The organism is Vibrio sp. D3, assembly GCF_043995865.1.
Lineage (GTDB): Bacteria > Pseudomonadota > Gammaproteobacteria > Enterobacterales > Vibrionaceae > Vibrio > Vibrio diabolicus.
In genome coordinates, this window is record NZ_CP171886.1 from 1,606,579 (window position 1) to 1,622,545 (window position 15,967).

Sequence of the window (15,967 nt, forward strand, 5' to 3'; positions counted from 1 at the left end):
TAAGTGGTTACTTCATTGTTAACCAAAGCGCGTGGATCGTACCTGGTAGAAAGAAGAAACACGTCAATATTAGGTTAATCAAAAAGTCTTTGTTCAAACCTTTCTCCATAAACACCGCGACGGGTGGAAGAAAGATACATAACAAAATCAGAACCAGTTTTCTTGTATCCATAATTAAGCTCCAAATCAATAAATGGGGGCAGTGATAACTCAGATGAATTATGTGTGCCGTATCACACTTTATCAAACGGTATTTGGTCAGAACGGTGTTAAAAAACGCGAATGTTGAGTGTAGTAAATACTTGTCGCTCAAACCAAATTTATAAGAATATGGTTTCTAGAAAGTTGCGATGGATGAAGAGAGAGCAGACTCTGCAACTTAATGTGATTTGAGTATACAATACCGCAACAAATAAAAAACACCCGTAGGAAGAAGGCCATGTCGCAATCCGTTTTATCCCAAATTAATGTTTTTCCGGTTAAGTCAGTTGGCGGATTATCGCTGTCGTCCGTATGGGTTGAGAAGCAAGGATTGAGCTTCGATCGTCGCTTTATGATTGCGAAAGCTGATGGCTCGATGATCACTGCGCGAAAGTATCCGCAAATGGTAACCATTAAGTCTGCCTTATTGTCCGATGGAGTGGTGTTTAGTAGTTTGGGGATGGAGCCACTTAAAATCCGTTACCAAGATTTCAAAATGCAGGAGACACCTGCAACGGTTTGGAAAGATACGTTTACTGCCTATACCACGACAGATGATGCAGATGACTGGTTTAGTCGTGTGTTGGGGCAGCGCGTTGAGTTGTTGTTTAGTGGTGAGCAATCGAATCGTGTCCGCGAAAAGCTAGGTCAAAACGTTAGCTTTGCCGATGGTTATCCGGTGTTAGTGATTAGCCAGGCTTCCCTTGATGAACTGAACCGAAGAAGCTCTGAGCAACACTCTATGGATCAGTTCCGTACTAACTTAGTGGTCTCTGATACCAAGCCGTTTGAAGAAGATTCATGGAAGCGCATACGAATCGGTGAGGTAGAGTTTGAGTCTCTCAAACCTTGCGAGCGCTGTATCCTGACTACGGTGAATACCCAAAGAGGCACATTCCGTGAGAGCAAAGAGCCGCTCAAGACCTTGCAACAGTTCCGTGCAAACGATGTCGGTGGAGTATTCTTTGGTCAGAATCTTGTCGCGCGAAATGAGGGCATTATTCGTCAAGGCGATAAAGTTGAGGTGCTGGAATACAAAGAACCGGAGTTTTACGCGGATAACTCGCCAGTGCGCATGACGTTAACATGTGTTGAGCGTGAGGAAATCGCCCAAGACTTTGTGACCTTATGGTTAGAACCAAACAAAGGTTCTTTGCCTAATTACTTGCCAGGACAACACCTGCCAATAGAGGTGAATATTGATGGTAAGAAAGTGGGTCGACGCTATACGCTATCATCCAGTCCGTCTCGTCCGGGTCGCTATGCTATTTCTGTTAAGCGTATTGCAGGTGGAAGAGTCTCTAATTCGCTCTTAGACAATTTACAAGTCGGTGATGTTTTAGAGGCAGAACAACCTGATGGCCAGTTCCACCTAAAAACTCATGAAGCGCAGCCTCTATTGTTACTCTCTGCAGGCAGTGGAGTAACACCAATGCTATCGATGGTACGTTACTTAGCGGATCATAATCAGTTGGAGAACGTGGTTTTCTACCATCAATGTCGTACCGAAAATGATATTCCTTGTCGCTCTGAGTTGGAGCAGTTAAAGCGTAAGCACCCAGGGCTAGAAGTGAAAATCTGCTTGACGCAGCCTGCCGTTGATTGGTTTGGGTTAAAAGGGCGTTTAAGTTTGTCACACATTAAGCAAATCAAAGATATTGAACAGCGGCAAGTGTTTGTGTGTGGTCCTGATGGTTTTATGGAGAAAGCGAAAAATCTCCTACTAAGAAAAGGGCTGCCAGAAGAAAACTACCATCAAGAAGCGTTTGGCGTATCTTCAGTCACTTCAAGACCAGAGAAGAGCATAGCGATCGATTTTAATGGGACGAAAGTTGTAGGGAATAATCAGAAAACGTTGTTAGATCAGCTTGAAGACGCAGGGAAGGTTGTTAGCAATAGCTGCCGTGCTGGCTTATGCGGAGCGTGTAAGGTTCAGCTTACGTCGGGTCAAGTACATCATCCGGACGTGCCTGCGTTGACAGATGAGGAACGTGCGATGGGAACCGTATTGGCGTGTTGTGCTGTTCCAGAGACGGACGTGACGGTAACAAACTAAGCGAGAAGGCTCCCCGGTTCTCAATAAAAACGCTGCTAACTTTAGCAGCGTTTTGAGTTTAAAAGTGAACGGAAAATATCGCTTAGTCGTAAATCGTCGGGATTGGCTGACGTTTGTGCTGCGTTGCTTTGTAAATCGCTACCAGACGATCACTCACTTGCTGTGGAACGGGTTTGCCTTCTAAGAAGTCATCGATCTGTTCATAAGTTAAGTTCAGAGCATCTTCATCTGCTTTTTGCGGCTCTAGTTCTTCTAGATCTGCCGTTGGTACTTTCTTAACAAGTAGTTCTGGTGCGCCTAATGTTGCAGCCAACTCGCGGACTTGACGCTTGCTTAAACCAAATAGAGGGGCAAGGTCGCACGCGCCGTCACCAAACTTAGTGTAAAAACCGGTGATGTTCTCTGCTGAGTGGTCTGTTCCCAATACTAAGCCGCCAACGTAACCAGCGATTTCATATTGTGCAATCATACGAGCTCGCGCTTTTACGTTACCTTTTACGAAATCAATTTTGTCGGCTTCAGTCGGAAGCAGGCCCGTCCCTTGCAACGCGGTATCAGTCGCCGCATGCAAACCGTCAACACCATCTTTAATGTTCACAGACACAGAGTGTGTTGGCTTGATGAAAGAGAGTGCCAGTTGCGCTTCATCTTCATCTTTTTGCTCACCGTAAGGCAGACGTACTGCGATAAACTGATATTTGTCAGTACCAGATTCCGCATTCAATTGTTCTACTGCAAGCTGGGCAAGGCGACCTAACGTGGTTGAGTCAACACCGCCACTAATGCCAAGCACCAGTGACTTACAACCTGCTTCTTGTAGCTTACGCTTAATAAAAGCAATACGGCGTTCAATTTCAAAATGCGGATCAATTGAAGGGAGTACACGCATTTCATCACGGATGGATTGTTCCATTTAGGGTTCCTTTTCCTGCAAATATTTCAGACACCAAAGCCCGCTTGCTCAAATGGTGATAAACCATGCAATTGAGACTGATAAACACGACTTTAGGGTCAAAAGCTGTAAAGATTAGTAGTATCATACCGAAATCAGCAGATTAGAAAACTCTCTTCAACCAGGTAATCACCGGATATGAAAAAAATCGCCATTTTTGGTAGTGCATTTAACCCACCTAGTTTAGGGCACAAAAGTGTTATTGAGTCATTGAGCCACTTTGACCTTGTGCTACTTGAACCTAGCATTGCACACGCTTGGGGCAAGAATATGCTCGATTACCCAACTCGGTGCAAAATGGTTGATGCATTCATCAAAGATATGGGACTTTCTAATGTTCGGCGTTCTGATGCAGAGCAAGCTTTGTACCAACCCGGACAAAGTGTGACAACCTATGCGTTGTTAGAAAAAATTCAAGAAATCTACCCAACAGCCGATATAACTTTTGTCATAGGTCCTGATAATTTCTTCAAATTTGCTAAATTTAGTAGAGCAGAAGAGATTATGGAACGTTGGACTGTTATGGCGTGCCCTGAAAAAGTAAAAGTCAGAAGCACGGATATACGTAACGCATTGGTTACGGGTGAAGACATAAACGCCTACACAACCCCGTCCGTCTGTGAATTGTTGCTTAACGAAGGCTTATACAAAGAAACATTATCTGGGAACTGAGAGGTCAGATTTTCATGGTCAGATTAGCCGTATTTAGTGCATGTGCGCTGCTTGTGGTAACACAAGCTCATTCTGCGTGTAACTATTTTTCTGATCGTTCTGTTGTGTTTGAAGATAACACCCTTCCTATCTGTGAAGAAATTTTAGATTCCATTGGCGTATTAAGTACGGATGCGTTGATTTGGTATGCTGCGGAAGCGAAATTCGAAGGGCCAACAGAAAACTATTGGGAAGAGTGGGCGATTAAGCCGGAAGACACACCACTCCTAACCCAAAATCTAGAAAAGAATTATTTTGGGCTTGGTTTTTGGATGCCGGAAGAGCTCCGAGACGAAGAGAGCAAAATGGACACAGAAGAGTGGCTCCGTAGTCATGGCCTGATGTTTAGCGTGGGTTTTGGTGATAAATCCGACGGACAGCCAAGAATGCGATTTGATTATCGTTGGCACGAATATTACGACGCTGACTGGATGATGCAGATTGAAGTTCCCTTCTAGTCACCTTGAGCGAACATAAAAAGGGCGTACATCATCCATGTACGCCCTTTTTATTTTTATCTGAGTCTCTATTTTCTGCGCGCGTTACTCTGCGTAATACTGAAAAGATGGCTCGTTAGAGTGCGACTTATAGCGCTTCTCCAAAGACCAAAAAGCAAAGTTGCTCATATTCTTCTGTGTTACCCGCAAAAAGCGTATCGACAATCTGCTCTTCTTTCTTTCCCGACAGCTTCATTTTTCTTGCTTCACGGAGTGTGAGTACCAAGCACAGCTCTTTAGAAATGTCCATGTCACAGCCAGGGGTCCACTGATTGATGGTTTTTGTCAACGTTGAGTGCGCTAGTTTAGGAGAGAGAGTCAATACTTCATGTCTTACTACCGTCAGCAGATCGGTTTGCAGATCTGAGTGCTCGGCTGTTGTTGCTAGTTTCTCGACGAGGGCTTTTAGCAGCGGTGAAGGTTTCACAAACCCTGCTTGTTGTGAGAAGTCATCATTTAAACGCACAGAAAAATCACAACGATATACACGAGAATTAGGTAAAAAGGTGAGGGAGCTCAAACATCCTTGAGGAATCCAAAAATATTGGCCTGGTTCAATGGCATACTCCTGCTTACCCAATTTAATGACGGCTAACCCTTCGACGACAGACAGCAGACTGTGCTTCAGTGCTTTTTTGCGCGCAGCTACTTCAAGAAAGGGGTATTTAGCGTCGTGAAATTCAATTGCGTAGTTCATTATGAGTACCAGTGTTTTTTGGCGCTAAGGGTAACGTTAAACCTATACGATTCCAACCAGCTGAGAGAATTTTTTAGCATGAGAAATTGTAGCCATAACTGGTATGACCATGTTAAAAGTATGGGTTGAAATGCTGCTTGTCAGCAAAACTATGCGTAAAATGTGTCAGCTTTTTTTGATATGTAATGAACAATGACTGCCAATACCGATCCTTATATTGAAATTCGTCCTTACAATGACGAAGAAATTCCAGCAGCGCTGGATCGTCTAATCCAAGATGATGAATTTATCACTGCTATTCTCGATCATCGCTTTGCTAATAAAGCAGCGTGGTTTAAAACGCTAATGAGCCCGATCCTGCGCATCTACCTGAAAGCTAAATGGAGCAAGCTTGATTCTGTAGAAGCGATTCAGATTGAAGTGAAGAAGTATCTGAAAGATACATTGAATAAGACAACGGATGGCGTCACTTTTTCTGGTTTGGATAAGCTGGATAAAAACACGTCGTACTTATTCGTTTCTAACCACCGTGATATTGCGATGGACCCTGCGCTAGTAAACTATGGCTTGTACCAAAGTGGGCACCGTACGGTTCGTATTGCGATTGGTGACAACCTGTTGAAGAAACCATGTGCGACAGAATTGATGCGACTCAATAAAAGCTTCATCGTTAAGCGCTCTGCTAAGGCGCCTAGAGAAATGATGAAAGCATTAGGACAACTGTCGAGCTACATTAAACACTCGCTTGATACCGGTAATTCAATTTGGATTGCCCAAAAGGAAGGTCGTGCCAAAGATGGAAACGACTTTACTGATCCTGCGATTTTAAAAATGTTCCATGTTGAAGGCCGCAAGCAGAAGATCAGCTTTGGTGAATACACGCGTTCTTTGAAAATCGTTCCTGTCTCGATTGCCTATGAAAATGATCCATGTGACATTGCCAAAGCAAAAGAGCTGTACGAAAAAGCAGAAAATGGCCGTTATGAAAAAGGTGAATTTGAAGATATCGAAAGCATCATTCAGGGCATCATTGGTTATAAAGGCCGTGTGCATGTCGCGTTTGGTGATGTGATTGATCAAGAGTTTGAAACGCCAGAATCTCTTGCCGGCGAAATCGACCGCCAAATTCACAACAACTACAAGTTGTACCCAATCAACTTGCTAGCTGCTGGACGCGAAGATTCAAGCATCATCACAGAGGCGGTGAAGCGTCACCTCGCGGATAAATTGGAGCAGTTACCTGAAGGGGCAAGACCTTATTTGGTGGCGAGCTATGCCAACCCAGTGAACAATCAAGAGTAATATTCATCACTGAACTTGATGGATTATGAACGCCTTAAAGCCTCGGTTTCCCGGGGCTTTTTCTTGTCTGCTTTTTAAGGTGCAACAGCCCCGCCAAGGGTTAAATTGCTAGGCCACTTGGTGATCTTGTTACCACCTAAAAAGATATTCCCTTTCACCGTCATCGTGTCTGGAAATACTTGTAGCGCGGATCCTCCTATATAAAGGTTACCATCAACCACCAATCCTTCAGGAAGAGCAGAGATAGGAGTGCGAATAACACTTAAATCGCCTTTGACTCGAAGTTTAGCTGGGAGCGTTTTTAATGGTGTATCCGTCAAGTTCAGATAACCGCCGAGTTTGATGCCCCTAGGCCAGCTTTCGATCTTACTACCCAGTAGATTCGCATAACCTTTTATCTTTGTACCTGAGCGAATGGTTTTGAGCGCGCTGTTGGTTGCTTCCAAACTGCCTCCAACATCAAGCCCCTTAGGCAGCTTTTTGATCGGGGTTTGCGAGATATTTAAGTTGCCTTTGACCACTAACCCAGAAGGTAATTGGGTGTAAGGTTTGTTTCGTAGATCAAGATTACCGTAATTATCGGTGTGACCAAACTTAGAGTAGTAATCTAGCTCATATGCGTAAGATGAGAAGCAGAGCAGCATCAAAGTAAGGAAAAGGGAAACAATACGCATAGCCAGAGACTTAGTTAAACATAGAGATCTTAAGTGCTCATCTTATACTTAAATAGACTTATTATGCATACTTTGTTAACAGTTTTTGATTTTTAGCCCAAGAACTTCAAATTAGGGCTTTATCTGAAAGCATACACGCTCTCATGATGCCGAGTTGCTTCAGTGTGCAAGTTAGGGAATGATTAAGTGATTGATAATATAGTTTATTTAAAAGTAAATGTGAGAAAAATATCAGTAGAGATATGAAGAATATGAGGTTCTGCCAAGAACTGAACAAGCGTCCTTGTTAGTATCATGAGCGTCTGAGGGAGATTTTCATGAAGTTAAAAAGAGTGTCTATTTTTGTCGCTGGTGTTGTAGCAGTACTACTATCTGGGGCCGCTTTTGCTAAATCATACAGTACGCCAGAAAGCAAAGCGCTGGTGGTCGCTGACGGCAAGGTAGGTCAGCGTATCTGTTACTACGATGATAAAGCCTACACCACCGGAGCCGTGATTAATGTTGAGGGTGTATTACTGATGTGTACAGCTGAGAACGATTTTGAAACGAATGGTTCGTTAAAGTGGGTGGTATTCAAAAAAGATAAATAAACGCCAAAAAACGGTCTGTTTAATATTAGGATAACGGAAAAATAAAAAAGCGAGCACAGAGCTCGCTTTTTCCATTAACGCGCGAGTGAGCGAGTTTTTAATTCAAAGATAAGCTTTTCAGCACTTACTTCAAATTTGAATCGAGCCGTCGCTTGGTTTGACTCTTCTGTTATTTCAGAAACATTGTATTCAACATCAGCACATACTGATTTAGCGAGCTCAATGTATTTTTGTAGTTCAGACTCTAGCTCTGTTTTTGTCTGTGCGAAAACCGTTACGTCGGCAACTTCGTCACCTTCTTTGATGATGAAGCCAATCTCGCCTGCGCAGCCGCAAGCTTCACATACTTGGTTTTTTTCTAATTCGACACTCATAACGAATCCTCTTGTAAATACTAAGGGTATTCTATCAGGTATTTGATCTGTATCTACAAAAATGACGAGTTTTGAATAAAAAAAGAACAGAATAGGCGCTTGTTAAGTAAGGGTTAAAGATTGGATTACTAAATCATCAAGAACGTTAATGTGATATATATCAACATTTAAAATCAATTAACGAACATAGTGACGAGATTTCGCTCAGCCCAGTTGAACTAATGGACAATTTATAAGACTATTTCTTGATTGATTATTTTTAATAATTATCATTCTTGGTCTTTGAATAGTTTTGATGAATAATTGGCGCAAGGTTTTGATGAGACTAACTTTTCGCCTTATTTTGAGTAGCATGTATTGACAAAAACATAACTGCAAATTGCACATTACGCAGTGTAAAGACGTTATGATTTGGAACTTAACTTTATATTAAGTAGTCGCAGTACATATATCCAAATGGCCTTAATGCGCAGGTGTTAGCGGTTCAATTTTTAGGTTTCGCTTAACGAAGTGCCTTGGGCAACTTGGGTATAATGCTAAGAATGATTTCATTCTGGCCTCATTTAATAGTGAGTTAGATGGATTTACAAAGAGAAGAGCTTAAAATATGCCAAAGCGTAGTAAAGAAGATACCGAAATCACTATCCAAAAGATCATGGATGCCGTTGTTGATCAGCTACTAAGACTAGGTTACGACAAAATGTCGTACACGACTCTAAGTCAGCAGACAGGTATATCTCGTACCGGTATTAGCCATCACTTCCCTAAGAAAACGGACTTCACCGCCGCACTGGATGGCCGTATCTTTAAAATGTTTATTGAACACCTAGAGTTTGATAAAGGGCTAAGTGCATTTTCACAAAGTTGGATTAAAGCACTGGAAGATGCTGAGTTCCTCGCGATTTTACGACTGCTATTCCATCACATTGTCACGGCCGAAAATGCGCAAGAATTTGCTGCTAACGGAATTGACCGTTTATACAAAATGGTTGAAAGCCAGTTTGGCGCAGGTGGTGACAAAGAGCTCGAGTGGTTGATTGGTCGTTCATTGATCCAAATGAGTAAGTAATCGCAATTGAGAGCGCTAGATGAACACTTGTTTGCTGCTTTGGTTGTAAAGCCAAGGCAGAACACAGTAATTTTCTCGCCGCTCTTTTGAGCCCAAGATTCGATTAAATATCAAAGCAAAGGCCCGCAATATGATTATTGCGGGCCTTTGTCGTTTGGAAAGCAGAAGAGACGGCTCAGAAGAGATACACGCTAAGCGGCGGCGTGAACTTGAGGAAAGTCTAAAGTTGGATGTTTTGTCACGATGGAGCGGTAGCCATAAACGTGCTCAATGCGCTCTGGCGTCAGTGCATTCCATGGTGTGTCATCACAAACCAGTTTTCCCTTATGCAAAAGTACAAGTCGGTCTGCGTACTGGGAGGCTAAATTCAAGTCATGCAACACGACAACGACTGCGGCGTTCTGTATTTTCGCGGCCTCACGAGCAATCTTTAACGTGTTGTGTTGGTGGGCGAGATCTAACGCAGAGGTTGGCTCATCAAGCATCAAGATTCGTTCCTCGCCAGATTGGTGTAGCTGTGTCATCACGCGTGCTAGATGTAATCGTTGCTTTTCGCCACCAGATAAAGATGGATAGAGGCTTTCTGCCAAATGCATTACATCGGTTTGTTTCATGTAATGTAAAGCTAACTTAGTGGTTTCTTTATTGGACAGCGATAGCGGAATCGCGCCTAATTCGACCACTTCTCTGGCTAAAAATGGGAAGGTCAACGTACTGTGCTGTGGGAGCATCGCAATGTGTTTTGCGCTTTTTTCAGGCTCCCAATCATGCTTTTGTTTACCGAAGTAGGCGATGTCATGATTTGAAGAGATTTCACCACACAGAAGCTTGAGCAAAGTACTTTTTCCCGCACCGTTGGGGCCGAGTAGGGCGGTCACTTCACCAGCTCGGATATCAATATTGATGTCATCGAGAACAATGCGCTTGCCATATTTCATCGAAATGTTTTTACCCGATAAAACGATCTGGTTCATTACAAAATCTTCCCTTTCTGCTGGAACAATAAGTAGATGAAGAAGGGCGCACCGATCAAGGCGGTCACGATACCGACGGGTAATTCTGCTGGTGCCACGGCAATACGAGCAAACATATCAGCAGCGGTAAGAAGCAGCGCTCCCATGAGTGCAGAGATTGGCAGTAGCGTTCGATGGTCGGGGCCTGCTAGCATGCGTCCTAAGTGAGGAATCACGAGCCCGATAAAACCAATTGCACCACTAATACTCACCGTAATACCAACCCCCAATGCAGAGAGCAAAATAAGCTGTCGTTTGAGTTTTTGGACCGGAACTCCCAAGTGTCTTGCTTCTGATTCCCCTAGCAGAAGAGCATTCAGCGCCATCGATTTTTTCTGGAACCAGAATAATAGGACGACCAGCGTGACAGCGGATAGGCCTATCCCCGACCAATTTGCGCCAGCTAATGAGCCCATCGACCAAAGTGTTAGATCTCGTAGCATCTGATCATCAGCAATAAAGTTCATGTAACCGATCGCCGCTCCTGAAAGCGCGCTGATGGCGACACCAGCTAACAACATAATCGTAACTGAGGTACCAAACTTACTTGTGCCGAGTTTATAAACGAGAATGGTCGTCAACGCACCACCTAGGAAAGCAAAAAGAGGCAGCGCAGCTAAGTTCATCAATTGAGGATAGTTTTGGCTAAACTCAGCAAATACAACAATAGCGAATGCACCACCAAGAGCAGCGCCAGCAGACACGCCAATGATGCCGGGCTCGGCCAACGGGTTACGGAATAAGCCCTGCATAACCACGCCACAAATCGCCAAAATAGCCCCGATGAACATACATAAAATGGTGCGAGGTAATCGGATCTCATTAATCACCAACTGAATGTGAGGAGCGAGATCAGAACTGTTTCCTGTTAGGCTACGCAAACTGTCAGTGAAACTAATGCTCATTGGACCTACTGTAATAGAGGCGATAGCAACAAATGCTAAAAAGCCACTAAGTACGGATAACGTCGTTGAAAGGGAGATACGTCTTAACAACATGCCATGTCTCTATGGGTAAAGCAGCGTATTCAAACGCTCGGCTTCTGCAAGGCTTTTAAGACCCAAACCACCAACAAGGGCGTGACCGTCAATCGTGATGATATTTTTATTCATTCCCGCAGGTGTTGCGGCGAGAAGTGGCATTGCTTTTAAAATCGCATCGGCACCGCCCAGCGTTTCATAGCTGCGACCGCTAACGAGAATAACGTCAGGCTGCATCTCTACCATGGCTTCTGTGGATAAAGGCTTGTAAGAAGACAGCTGGTCAGCAGCTGGGTTTTGTCCTCCTGCTAGCTGGATAATTGCATCGGGTGTGGTTTCTGATCCTGCAACGTTCGCAGGTCGACCTTCATGGATGAGTAGAAACAGTACTTTCTTTTTCTGAGCTTGAGCAGGTTGATTTGCATTGAGTGCTTGAACTTGTGCTTTCACATCTTGCTTTAAATCTTCCGCTTTAGCCTGGCGATTCATAAGGTTCGCAATTTGATCGATACGTTGGTAAAGGCCCTCAACGTTGGCATCGGTATTGACGATTTCTACATCTACCCCCGCTGCTTTTAATTGGTTCAATGCCGTTTTCGGTCCCATCTCATCAGAGCCAATGACTTTTGTCGGACGTAAGGCGAGCAACCCTTCTGCTGAAAGGCGGCGATGGTAGCCTACTTTAGGCAGCTCCATGCCTTTTGGTAACTGACTGGTTACGTCGATAGCAACCAAGCTATCTTTGGCGTCGAGTTCAAGCAACAGTTCAGTGACGGCACTGCCTGCACTAACAACACGCTCTGATGATGGTGTTTCATTGGCAAAAAGTTGGCTACTCGCAAGTAGGGAAATGGCTGCCGTAACAACAGCATGAATGGTGGCACGTGTGTTCTTCATTTTGAAAGGATCTCTATCTTACTTATTTTTATGATGGCTCTTCAGTGAGTAACTGAGTTGCCTGAATTCCGTTTTCTTGCAAAAAGCCGAGAAGTTGAACTAGCGACTGAATGTTCGCGGTTTTTTCTGCTCCAATCACAATCGGTTTATCGCTTGATTTACTCTCTTCTAGCAGCGCGAGGGTAAAGTTGTCCCAATCGATGTATGTCTTGCCGTTAATGGCCCAGTAAGGCTCGTCTTTGAGAATATTTACCGTGATGGATTGCTTATCGACATTTGCAACGGTCTGAGATTCTGTACTCGGTAAATTGACATCTAATGAATCGAGCTTGACCGCTGCAGTTAACATCAGGAAAACCATTACGATAAAAATGATGTCCAACAGCGGTGTTAAATCAGGAGTTAAGTCGTTACGAGTGTTGTCTTGTGGCGTTTTAATCATTGTGCTTCTGCCTCGACCTTTGCAGAAGAGCGCACTGCTAATGTTGAATTGTCTGGCGACACGTGTTGCAGAGAGATACCTTCAAGCCATAAGTTGACATAGTTTAATGTGTGTTCGAGTTTGGCGATCACACGATCCGCCCACAAACCAATGATTTGTGCTCCTGAAATCGCAGGAAGGGCGATAATAAGACCTGCTGCAGTAGTGCGCATGGCCAAACCTAGACCGTCTGCCAAATCATTCGGGGTGATATTCCCCGTTGAGACAGCGATGCCTTTGAACATCTCAATTAAGCCAAGTACCGTACCAAGCAAACCAATCAAAGGGCTAATGACGCCAATCAACGTCAGTAAGCGAAGGCCAGAATGCAGCTGATGACGTTTTTCTTGTAGCCAAATGCCTGCGGCATCTTCTCTTAGAGACTTTGAGAAAGAGTGATGGGCAAGCAACATGGCAACGCCACGATAAAGGAGCGGTCGCTTATGCGACAATTCTTCTGCAAGCGTCTCAAGATCGTTTCCATTCGTTGGGTCTAACCCAATGAGTTTTTGGCGAATGGCTCGTTTCCCTACGCCAAGGCTAATCAAAACGTGGAATAACCGCTCGGTAATGATCATGACGGTGAGGGCTGAGCAAATGATCAAAGGCCATGTCATTAGGCCAAGTTGAGTTTGTAATTCTTGTAGTTGTTCCATTATCCATCCAACTTAAAACGAACAGGTACTTGTACTCGGTGAGCCACTTTTAGCCCGCCCGAAATATGTGGTGTAAATTGCCACTGTTTGATGGCACGAAGCGCTGAGGCGTCCAGCGATTTTGTGCCGGAAGACTCAATCAAAACCTGTTTAATTTGATTGCCATTTTCATCGAGCCATATTTCATATAAGGCTACGCCTTCGATACCGCGTCTTTGTGCAGATCTTGGGTAGCGAGGCTGAGTTGGTTGATTCACAAACGTAGGTTTGTCGACCAAAATAGGTTGAGACGTTGCCCCTTTGGATTGGCTCGCTGGCGCGGTTTGCTGAGCGACCATCTCTTTCTTCGCCGGTTCCGTTTTTTTCTTCGGTTTGGCTTCGGGCTGATTCTCTTGTTTTGTTACGGCTTTGGCTGGTTCCACCGTCTTAGGCTTAGATTGTTTAACCGGCTCTGTTTTTTTCTTCACTACCTTTTTCTTGACAGCGTCTTTCTTAACGACCTGTTTCTTTACGATCTTCTTTTCCGGCTCAGGCTGCTCCTGAGGCTGCGGTTCTTTTGGTGGCGCCACATTTTCTGGCGTGGATGTTTCGACGGTAGGTGGTGGTGCCGATACAAGGTTTAAACTTACCGAACTTGCTGGATTTCCAGCAGGCATCGCGAACACTTTCGTTTCTTGAGAAACAAAAAGAAGTGCGGCATGGATGGCAAGGGAAGCACCTCCTGCAATGACATATCTTTGTACGTTCACGGAATATCTCGGGAAACTATGAAAACTTGAGCAGATTATTACCCACAAACGAAATAAGATCAATTATCAATTGCATTATCATTACGCTCAAATTATGATTCTTGCAGATTTTTAAAGACCGGCCTCTACCCCTTATATGGTGGGAGCTAAGCGAGTATATATGAGCGTCGATATCGATAAATTTGACGAATCAGTGTTGGGAAGCGATAGCCCTGACCCATTGCGATTTGCCTTTGTTAAGAAACATTCGGCACACGCTGGCGGAGCGAGCGTGCCTGTACCTCCACCTCAGCAGCAGGCGATTTTTTCAAGCGTTACCGCTAACTCGGTTAAAGCGACCAATAAACGTTGTCTTTATATTCACGTTCCATTTTGTCGCGTACGTTGCACCTTTTGTAACTTCTTTCAAAATGCTGCGAGCCGCGCACTGGTTGATGAGTACTTTGACGCACTGATGCAGGAGCTCAAGGAGAAAGCTGCATTGCCTTGGACACAAAACGGTATTTTCCATGCTGTGTATATTGGTGGTGGAACGCCAACGGATCTGTCTCCAGCACAGGTTCGCGTGTTAGGTCAGGTGGTTCATGATCACTTTCCTTTGGCTGCGGATTGTGAAATCACCTTAGAAGGTCGCATCAACCGTTTTTCTGATGAGCTATACCAAGGCGCTCGAGACGGTGGATTTAATCGTTTCTCTTTTGGTGTGCAAAGTTTTAATACACAAGTGCGTCGCAGCGCGAAACGATTAGATGATAGAGAAGATGTGCTCAAGCGAGTTAGCGAGATTGCCAACGAAGACAAAATTCCTGTCATTATCGATTTACTCTACGGCTTGCCTTATCAAACCAAAGAAGTGTTAGAGCAAGATTTAAATGATTTTCTCTCGACTGGCGCACACGGGTTGGACTTATATCAGTTGGTAGTCGGTGGTTCAGCACCCATGCTTAACCTTGTAGAAAAAGGAAAAATCCCCCCACCAGCTACCACGCCAGAAAAAGCAGGCATGTATGAGCTCGGTGTGAACTTTATGGCCAAACACCATATGAAGCAACTGAGTGTGAACCATTGGGCAATCGATAACCGTGAACGTAGTTTATACAACAGTTTAGCCAAGACATATGCAGAGGTACTGCCAATTGGCTGTGGCGCTGGAGGTAATATCGGTGGTTACGGAATGATGCAACATCGAACATTGGCGACCTATATTAAAGCCATCAAAGAAGGGCAAAGCACCATCGCTATGATGATGAAGCAAAGCCCTCTAGAGCCACTATTTGCTGCACTCAAATCCGGGTTTGATCGCGGTATCGTTCAGGCGAACCAACTGCCATCGTTTATGGGGGAGGACACGTTCGGGTTTTTAATGCCTCTATTTAAAGTGTGGCAGCAAAAAGGTTTAGTGGAACTGCATGAACGCAGCCTACTTCTTACTCTTGCTGGTAGTTTCTGGGCTGTTTCATTGGCTCAAGGTTGTATTCAGGTACTTGCGTCAGAGATGAATGAAACCGTACCGAAAGTATCCAATAATTAATGAAAAAATTGAACAAAGACGGAAAACATATGGAATCAATCAAACAACAAGTTGAAGCATTACTAGAGCAAGAACCGAAATTATTGCCAGCAGCAATGGCAGAACGCCTCGGTATTTCTGAATTTGAGGTTGTTGCGGCTTTGCCGCAGGAAATGGTGGCCATCGCTCCAGGAGCGCAAGCACAGAGCATTCTAGAAGGTTTGGTTGGTTTCGGCCCGGTGACGACTATTGTTCACTCTTTTGGCTCTATTTTTGAAGTCAAAGCGCCATTCCCAAAAGGAAAAGTGGCGCGTGGCTATTACAATTTAATGGGCAGAGAAGGTGAGCTACACGGTCACTTGAAGCTAGATAATGTTAAAAATGTAGCGTTGGTCAGCAAACCGTTTATGGGTAGAGAGAGTCACTATTTTGGCTTTTTCTCTGAGTGCGGAAGCAATATTTTCAAAGTTTATTTAGGCCGTAACGAAAAGCGCGAGCTACTTGAAGATCAAGTCACCGCATTCCGCGCCCTACAAGCCGAATTGAAAAAGTAATCAC

General features: G+C 44.2%; 19 protein-coding genes. 8 read left to right on the forward strand and 11 right to left on the reverse strand.

The window, feature by feature from the left end; genetic code table 11:
- Nucleotides 1-7 precede the first annotated feature (7 nt).
- Nucleotides 8-172, reverse strand: coding sequence for a YqaE/Pmp3 family membrane protein (locus ACHFJ9_RS06995; RefSeq protein ID WP_005375297.1), 165 nt, complete (start codon nt 170-172; stop codon nt 8-10).
- A gap of 267 nt (nt 173-439) precedes the next feature.
- On the opposite strand from ACHFJ9_RS06995, the gene ACHFJ9_RS07000 reads away from it, so the two are divergent.
- On the forward strand, nt 440-2,257 hold the full coding sequence (locus ACHFJ9_RS07000; RefSeq protein WP_074189863.1) for a hybrid-cluster NAD(P)-dependent oxidoreductase: 1,818 nt from the start codon (nt 440-442) through the stop codon (nt 2,255-2,257).
- Nucleotides 2,258-2,339: 82 nt separating this feature from the next.
- On the opposite strand, the gene nadE is transcribed toward ACHFJ9_RS07000, so the two are convergent.
- Complete coding sequence (nadE, locus tag ACHFJ9_RS07005; RefSeq protein ID WP_006742205.1) at nt 2,340-3,170, reverse strand: ammonia-dependent NAD(+) synthetase; 831 nt, start codon at nt 3,168-3,170, stop codon at nt 2,340-2,342.
- Nucleotides 3,171-3,347: 177 nt separating this feature from the next.
- Between nadE and ACHFJ9_RS07010 the strand changes: the two genes are divergently transcribed.
- Both ACHFJ9_RS07010 and ACHFJ9_RS07015 read left to right on the forward strand, forming a co-directional pair.
- On the forward strand, nt 3,348-3,881 hold the full coding sequence (locus ACHFJ9_RS07010; protein ID WP_048625315.1) for a nicotinate-nicotinamide nucleotide adenylyltransferase: 534 nt from the start codon (nt 3,348-3,350) through the stop codon (nt 3,879-3,881).
- Nucleotides 3,882-3,895: 14 nt separating this feature from the next.
- Nucleotides 3,896-4,378 (forward strand): hypothetical protein, encoded by a 483-nt coding sequence (locus ACHFJ9_RS07015; protein WP_006742203.1) that lies wholly within the window; start codon nt 3,896-3,898, stop codon nt 4,376-4,378.
- A 127-nt stretch (nt 4,379-4,505) separates the two neighbouring features.
- Here ACHFJ9_RS07015 and ACHFJ9_RS07020 read toward each other — a convergent pair whose 3' ends face one another.
- Nucleotides 4,506-5,114: an AraC family transcriptional regulator gene (locus ACHFJ9_RS07020; RefSeq protein ID WP_395354434.1), complete on the reverse strand. Its 609-nt coding sequence runs from the start codon at nt 5,112-5,114 to the stop codon at nt 4,506-4,508.
- A 192-nt stretch (nt 5,115-5,306) separates the two neighbouring features.
- Between ACHFJ9_RS07020 and ACHFJ9_RS07025 the strand changes: the two genes are divergently transcribed.
- Entirely contained in the window at nt 5,307-6,416 is a 1,110-nt protein-coding gene (locus ACHFJ9_RS07025; protein ID WP_006742201.1) for a 1-acyl-sn-glycerol-3-phosphate acyltransferase, read from the forward strand.
- Between the two features lie 74 nt (nt 6,417-6,490).
- Here the strand turns inward: ACHFJ9_RS07025 and ACHFJ9_RS07030 are convergent, their stop codons facing one another.
- Entirely contained in the window at nt 6,491-7,090 is a 600-nt protein-coding gene (locus ACHFJ9_RS07030) for a hypothetical protein (protein ID WP_046873766.1), read from the reverse strand.
- Nucleotides 7,091-7,407: 317 nt separating this feature from the next.
- Between ACHFJ9_RS07030 and ACHFJ9_RS07035 the strand changes: the two genes are divergently transcribed.
- A complete protein-coding gene (locus ACHFJ9_RS07035) occupies nt 7,408-7,680 on the forward strand; it encodes a YnjH family protein (protein ID WP_046873765.1) in 273 nt (90 codons plus the stop codon).
- Nucleotides 7,681-7,754: 74 nt separating this feature from the next.
- Here the strand turns inward: ACHFJ9_RS07035 and ACHFJ9_RS07040 are convergent, their stop codons facing one another.
- Nucleotides 7,755-8,054: a YfcZ/YiiS family protein gene (locus tag ACHFJ9_RS07040; protein ID WP_005375307.1), complete on the reverse strand. Its 300-nt coding sequence runs from the start codon at nt 8,052-8,054 to the stop codon at nt 7,755-7,757.
- Nucleotides 8,055-8,661: 607 nt separating this feature from the next.
- Here ACHFJ9_RS07040 and ACHFJ9_RS07045 point away from each other — a divergent pair.
- A complete protein-coding gene (locus tag ACHFJ9_RS07045) occupies nt 8,662-9,123 on the forward strand; it encodes a TetR/AcrR family transcriptional regulator (protein WP_005392508.1) in 462 nt (153 codons plus the stop codon).
- A gap of 191 nt (nt 9,124-9,314) precedes the next feature.
- On the opposite strand, the gene ACHFJ9_RS07050 is transcribed toward ACHFJ9_RS07045, so the two are convergent.
- The 6 genes from ACHFJ9_RS07050 to ACHFJ9_RS07075 are packed head-to-tail and all read right to left on the reverse strand — an operon-like array spanning nt 9,315 to nt 13,899.
- The gene (locus ACHFJ9_RS07050; protein ID WP_065645727.1) at nt 9,315-10,097 is read right to left on the reverse strand and encodes a heme ABC transporter ATP-binding protein; all 783 of its coding nucleotides are present in this window, start codon (nt 10,095-10,097) and stop codon (nt 9,315-9,317) included.
- Nucleotides 10,097-11,134 (reverse strand): FecCD family ABC transporter permease, encoded by a 1,038-nt coding sequence (locus ACHFJ9_RS07055; RefSeq protein ID WP_395354438.1) that lies wholly within the window; start codon nt 11,132-11,134, stop codon nt 10,097-10,099. Before ACHFJ9_RS07055 ends, ACHFJ9_RS07050 begins: the two co-directional genes overlap by 1 nt.
- Nucleotides 11,135-11,143: 9 nt before the next feature.
- Nucleotides 11,144-12,013: a hemin ABC transporter substrate-binding protein gene (locus ACHFJ9_RS07060; RefSeq protein ID WP_237311258.1), complete on the reverse strand. Its 870-nt coding sequence runs from the start codon at nt 12,011-12,013 to the stop codon at nt 11,144-11,146.
- A gap of 28 nt (nt 12,014-12,041) precedes the next feature.
- A complete protein-coding gene (locus tag ACHFJ9_RS07065) occupies nt 12,042-12,455 on the reverse strand; it encodes an ExbD/TolR family protein (protein WP_395354440.1) in 414 nt (137 codons plus the stop codon).
- The gene (locus ACHFJ9_RS07070) at nt 12,452-13,150 is read right to left on the reverse strand and encodes a MotA/TolQ/ExbB proton channel family protein (RefSeq protein ID WP_005392513.1); all 699 of its coding nucleotides are present in this window, start codon (nt 13,148-13,150) and stop codon (nt 12,452-12,454) included. Before ACHFJ9_RS07070 ends, ACHFJ9_RS07065 begins: the two co-directional genes overlap by 4 nt.
- Nucleotides 13,150-13,899, reverse strand: a complete 750-nt coding sequence (locus tag ACHFJ9_RS07075) for an energy transducer TonB (protein WP_109169152.1) — start codon at nt 13,897-13,899, stop codon at nt 13,150-13,152. The genes ACHFJ9_RS07070 and ACHFJ9_RS07075 overlap by 1 nt, the downstream gene beginning before the upstream one ends.
- A gap of 160 nt (nt 13,900-14,059) precedes the next feature.
- Here ACHFJ9_RS07075 and hutW point away from each other — a divergent pair, with 160 nt between their 5' ends.
- Nucleotides 14,060-15,430, forward strand: coding sequence for a heme anaerobic degradation radical SAM methyltransferase ChuW/HutW (hutW, locus tag ACHFJ9_RS07080; RefSeq protein ID WP_395354443.1), 1,371 nt, complete (start codon nt 14,060-14,062; stop codon nt 15,428-15,430).
- A gap of 29 nt (nt 15,431-15,459) precedes the next feature.
- The gene (hutX, locus tag ACHFJ9_RS07085) at nt 15,460-15,963 is read left to right on the forward strand and encodes a heme utilization cystosolic carrier protein HutX (protein ID WP_203347914.1); all 504 of its coding nucleotides are present in this window, start codon (nt 15,460-15,462) and stop codon (nt 15,961-15,963) included.
- Nucleotides 15,964-15,967: the final 4 nt, after the last annotated feature.

Coding starts and splice junctions, on each gene's coding strand:
- ACHFJ9_RS06995 (WP_005375297.1), bottom strand. CDS start 172: ATGGATACAAGAAAACTGGTTCTGATTTTGTTATGTATCTTTCTTCCA.
- ACHFJ9_RS07000 (WP_074189863.1), top strand. CDS start 440: ATGTCGCAATCCGTTTTATCCCAAATTAATGTTTTTCCGGTTAAGTCA.
- nadE (WP_006742205.1), bottom strand. CDS start 3,170: ATGGAACAATCCATCCGTGATGAAATGCGTGTACTCCCTTCAATTGAT.
- ACHFJ9_RS07010 (WP_048625315.1), top strand. CDS start 3,348: ATGAAAAAAATCGCCATTTTTGGTAGTGCATTTAACCCACCTAGTTTA.
- ACHFJ9_RS07015 (WP_006742203.1), top strand. CDS start 3,896: ATGGTCAGATTAGCCGTATTTAGTGCATGTGCGCTGCTTGTGGTAACA.
- ACHFJ9_RS07020 (WP_395354434.1), bottom strand. CDS start 5,114: ATGAACTACGCAATTGAATTTCACGACGCTAAATACCCCTTTCTTGAA.
- ACHFJ9_RS07025 (WP_006742201.1), top strand. CDS start 5,307: ATGACTGCCAATACCGATCCTTATATTGAAATTCGTCCTTACAATGAC.
- ACHFJ9_RS07030 (WP_046873766.1), bottom strand. CDS start 7,090: ATGCGTATTGTTTCCCTTTTCCTTACTTTGATGCTGCTCTGCTTCTCA.
- ACHFJ9_RS07035 (WP_046873765.1), top strand. CDS start 7,408: ATGAAGTTAAAAAGAGTGTCTATTTTTGTCGCTGGTGTTGTAGCAGTA.
- ACHFJ9_RS07040 (WP_005375307.1), bottom strand. CDS start 8,054: ATGAGTGTCGAATTAGAAAAAAACCAAGTATGTGAAGCTTGCGGCTGC.
- ACHFJ9_RS07045 (WP_005392508.1), top strand. CDS start 8,662: ATGCCAAAGCGTAGTAAAGAAGATACCGAAATCACTATCCAAAAGATC.
- ACHFJ9_RS07050 (WP_065645727.1), bottom strand. CDS start 10,097: ATGAACCAGATCGTTTTATCGGGTAAAAACATTTCGATGAAATATGGC.
- ACHFJ9_RS07055 (WP_395354438.1), bottom strand. CDS start 11,134: ATGTTGTTAAGACGTATCTCCCTTTCAACGACGTTATCCGTACTTAGT.
- ACHFJ9_RS07060 (WP_237311258.1), bottom strand. CDS start 12,013: ATGAAGAACACACGTGCCACCATTCATGCTGTTGTTACGGCAGCCATT.
- ACHFJ9_RS07065 (WP_395354440.1), bottom strand. CDS start 12,455: ATGATTAAAACGCCACAAGACAACACTCGTAACGACTTAACTCCTGAT.
- ACHFJ9_RS07070 (WP_005392513.1), bottom strand. CDS start 13,150: ATGGAACAACTACAAGAATTACAAACTCAACTTGGCCTAATGACATGG.
- hutW (WP_395354443.1), top strand. CDS start 14,060: ATGAGCGTCGATATCGATAAATTTGACGAATCAGTGTTGGGAAGCGAT.
- hutX (WP_203347914.1), top strand. CDS start 15,460: ATGGAATCAATCAAACAACAAGTTGAAGCATTACTAGAGCAAGAACCG.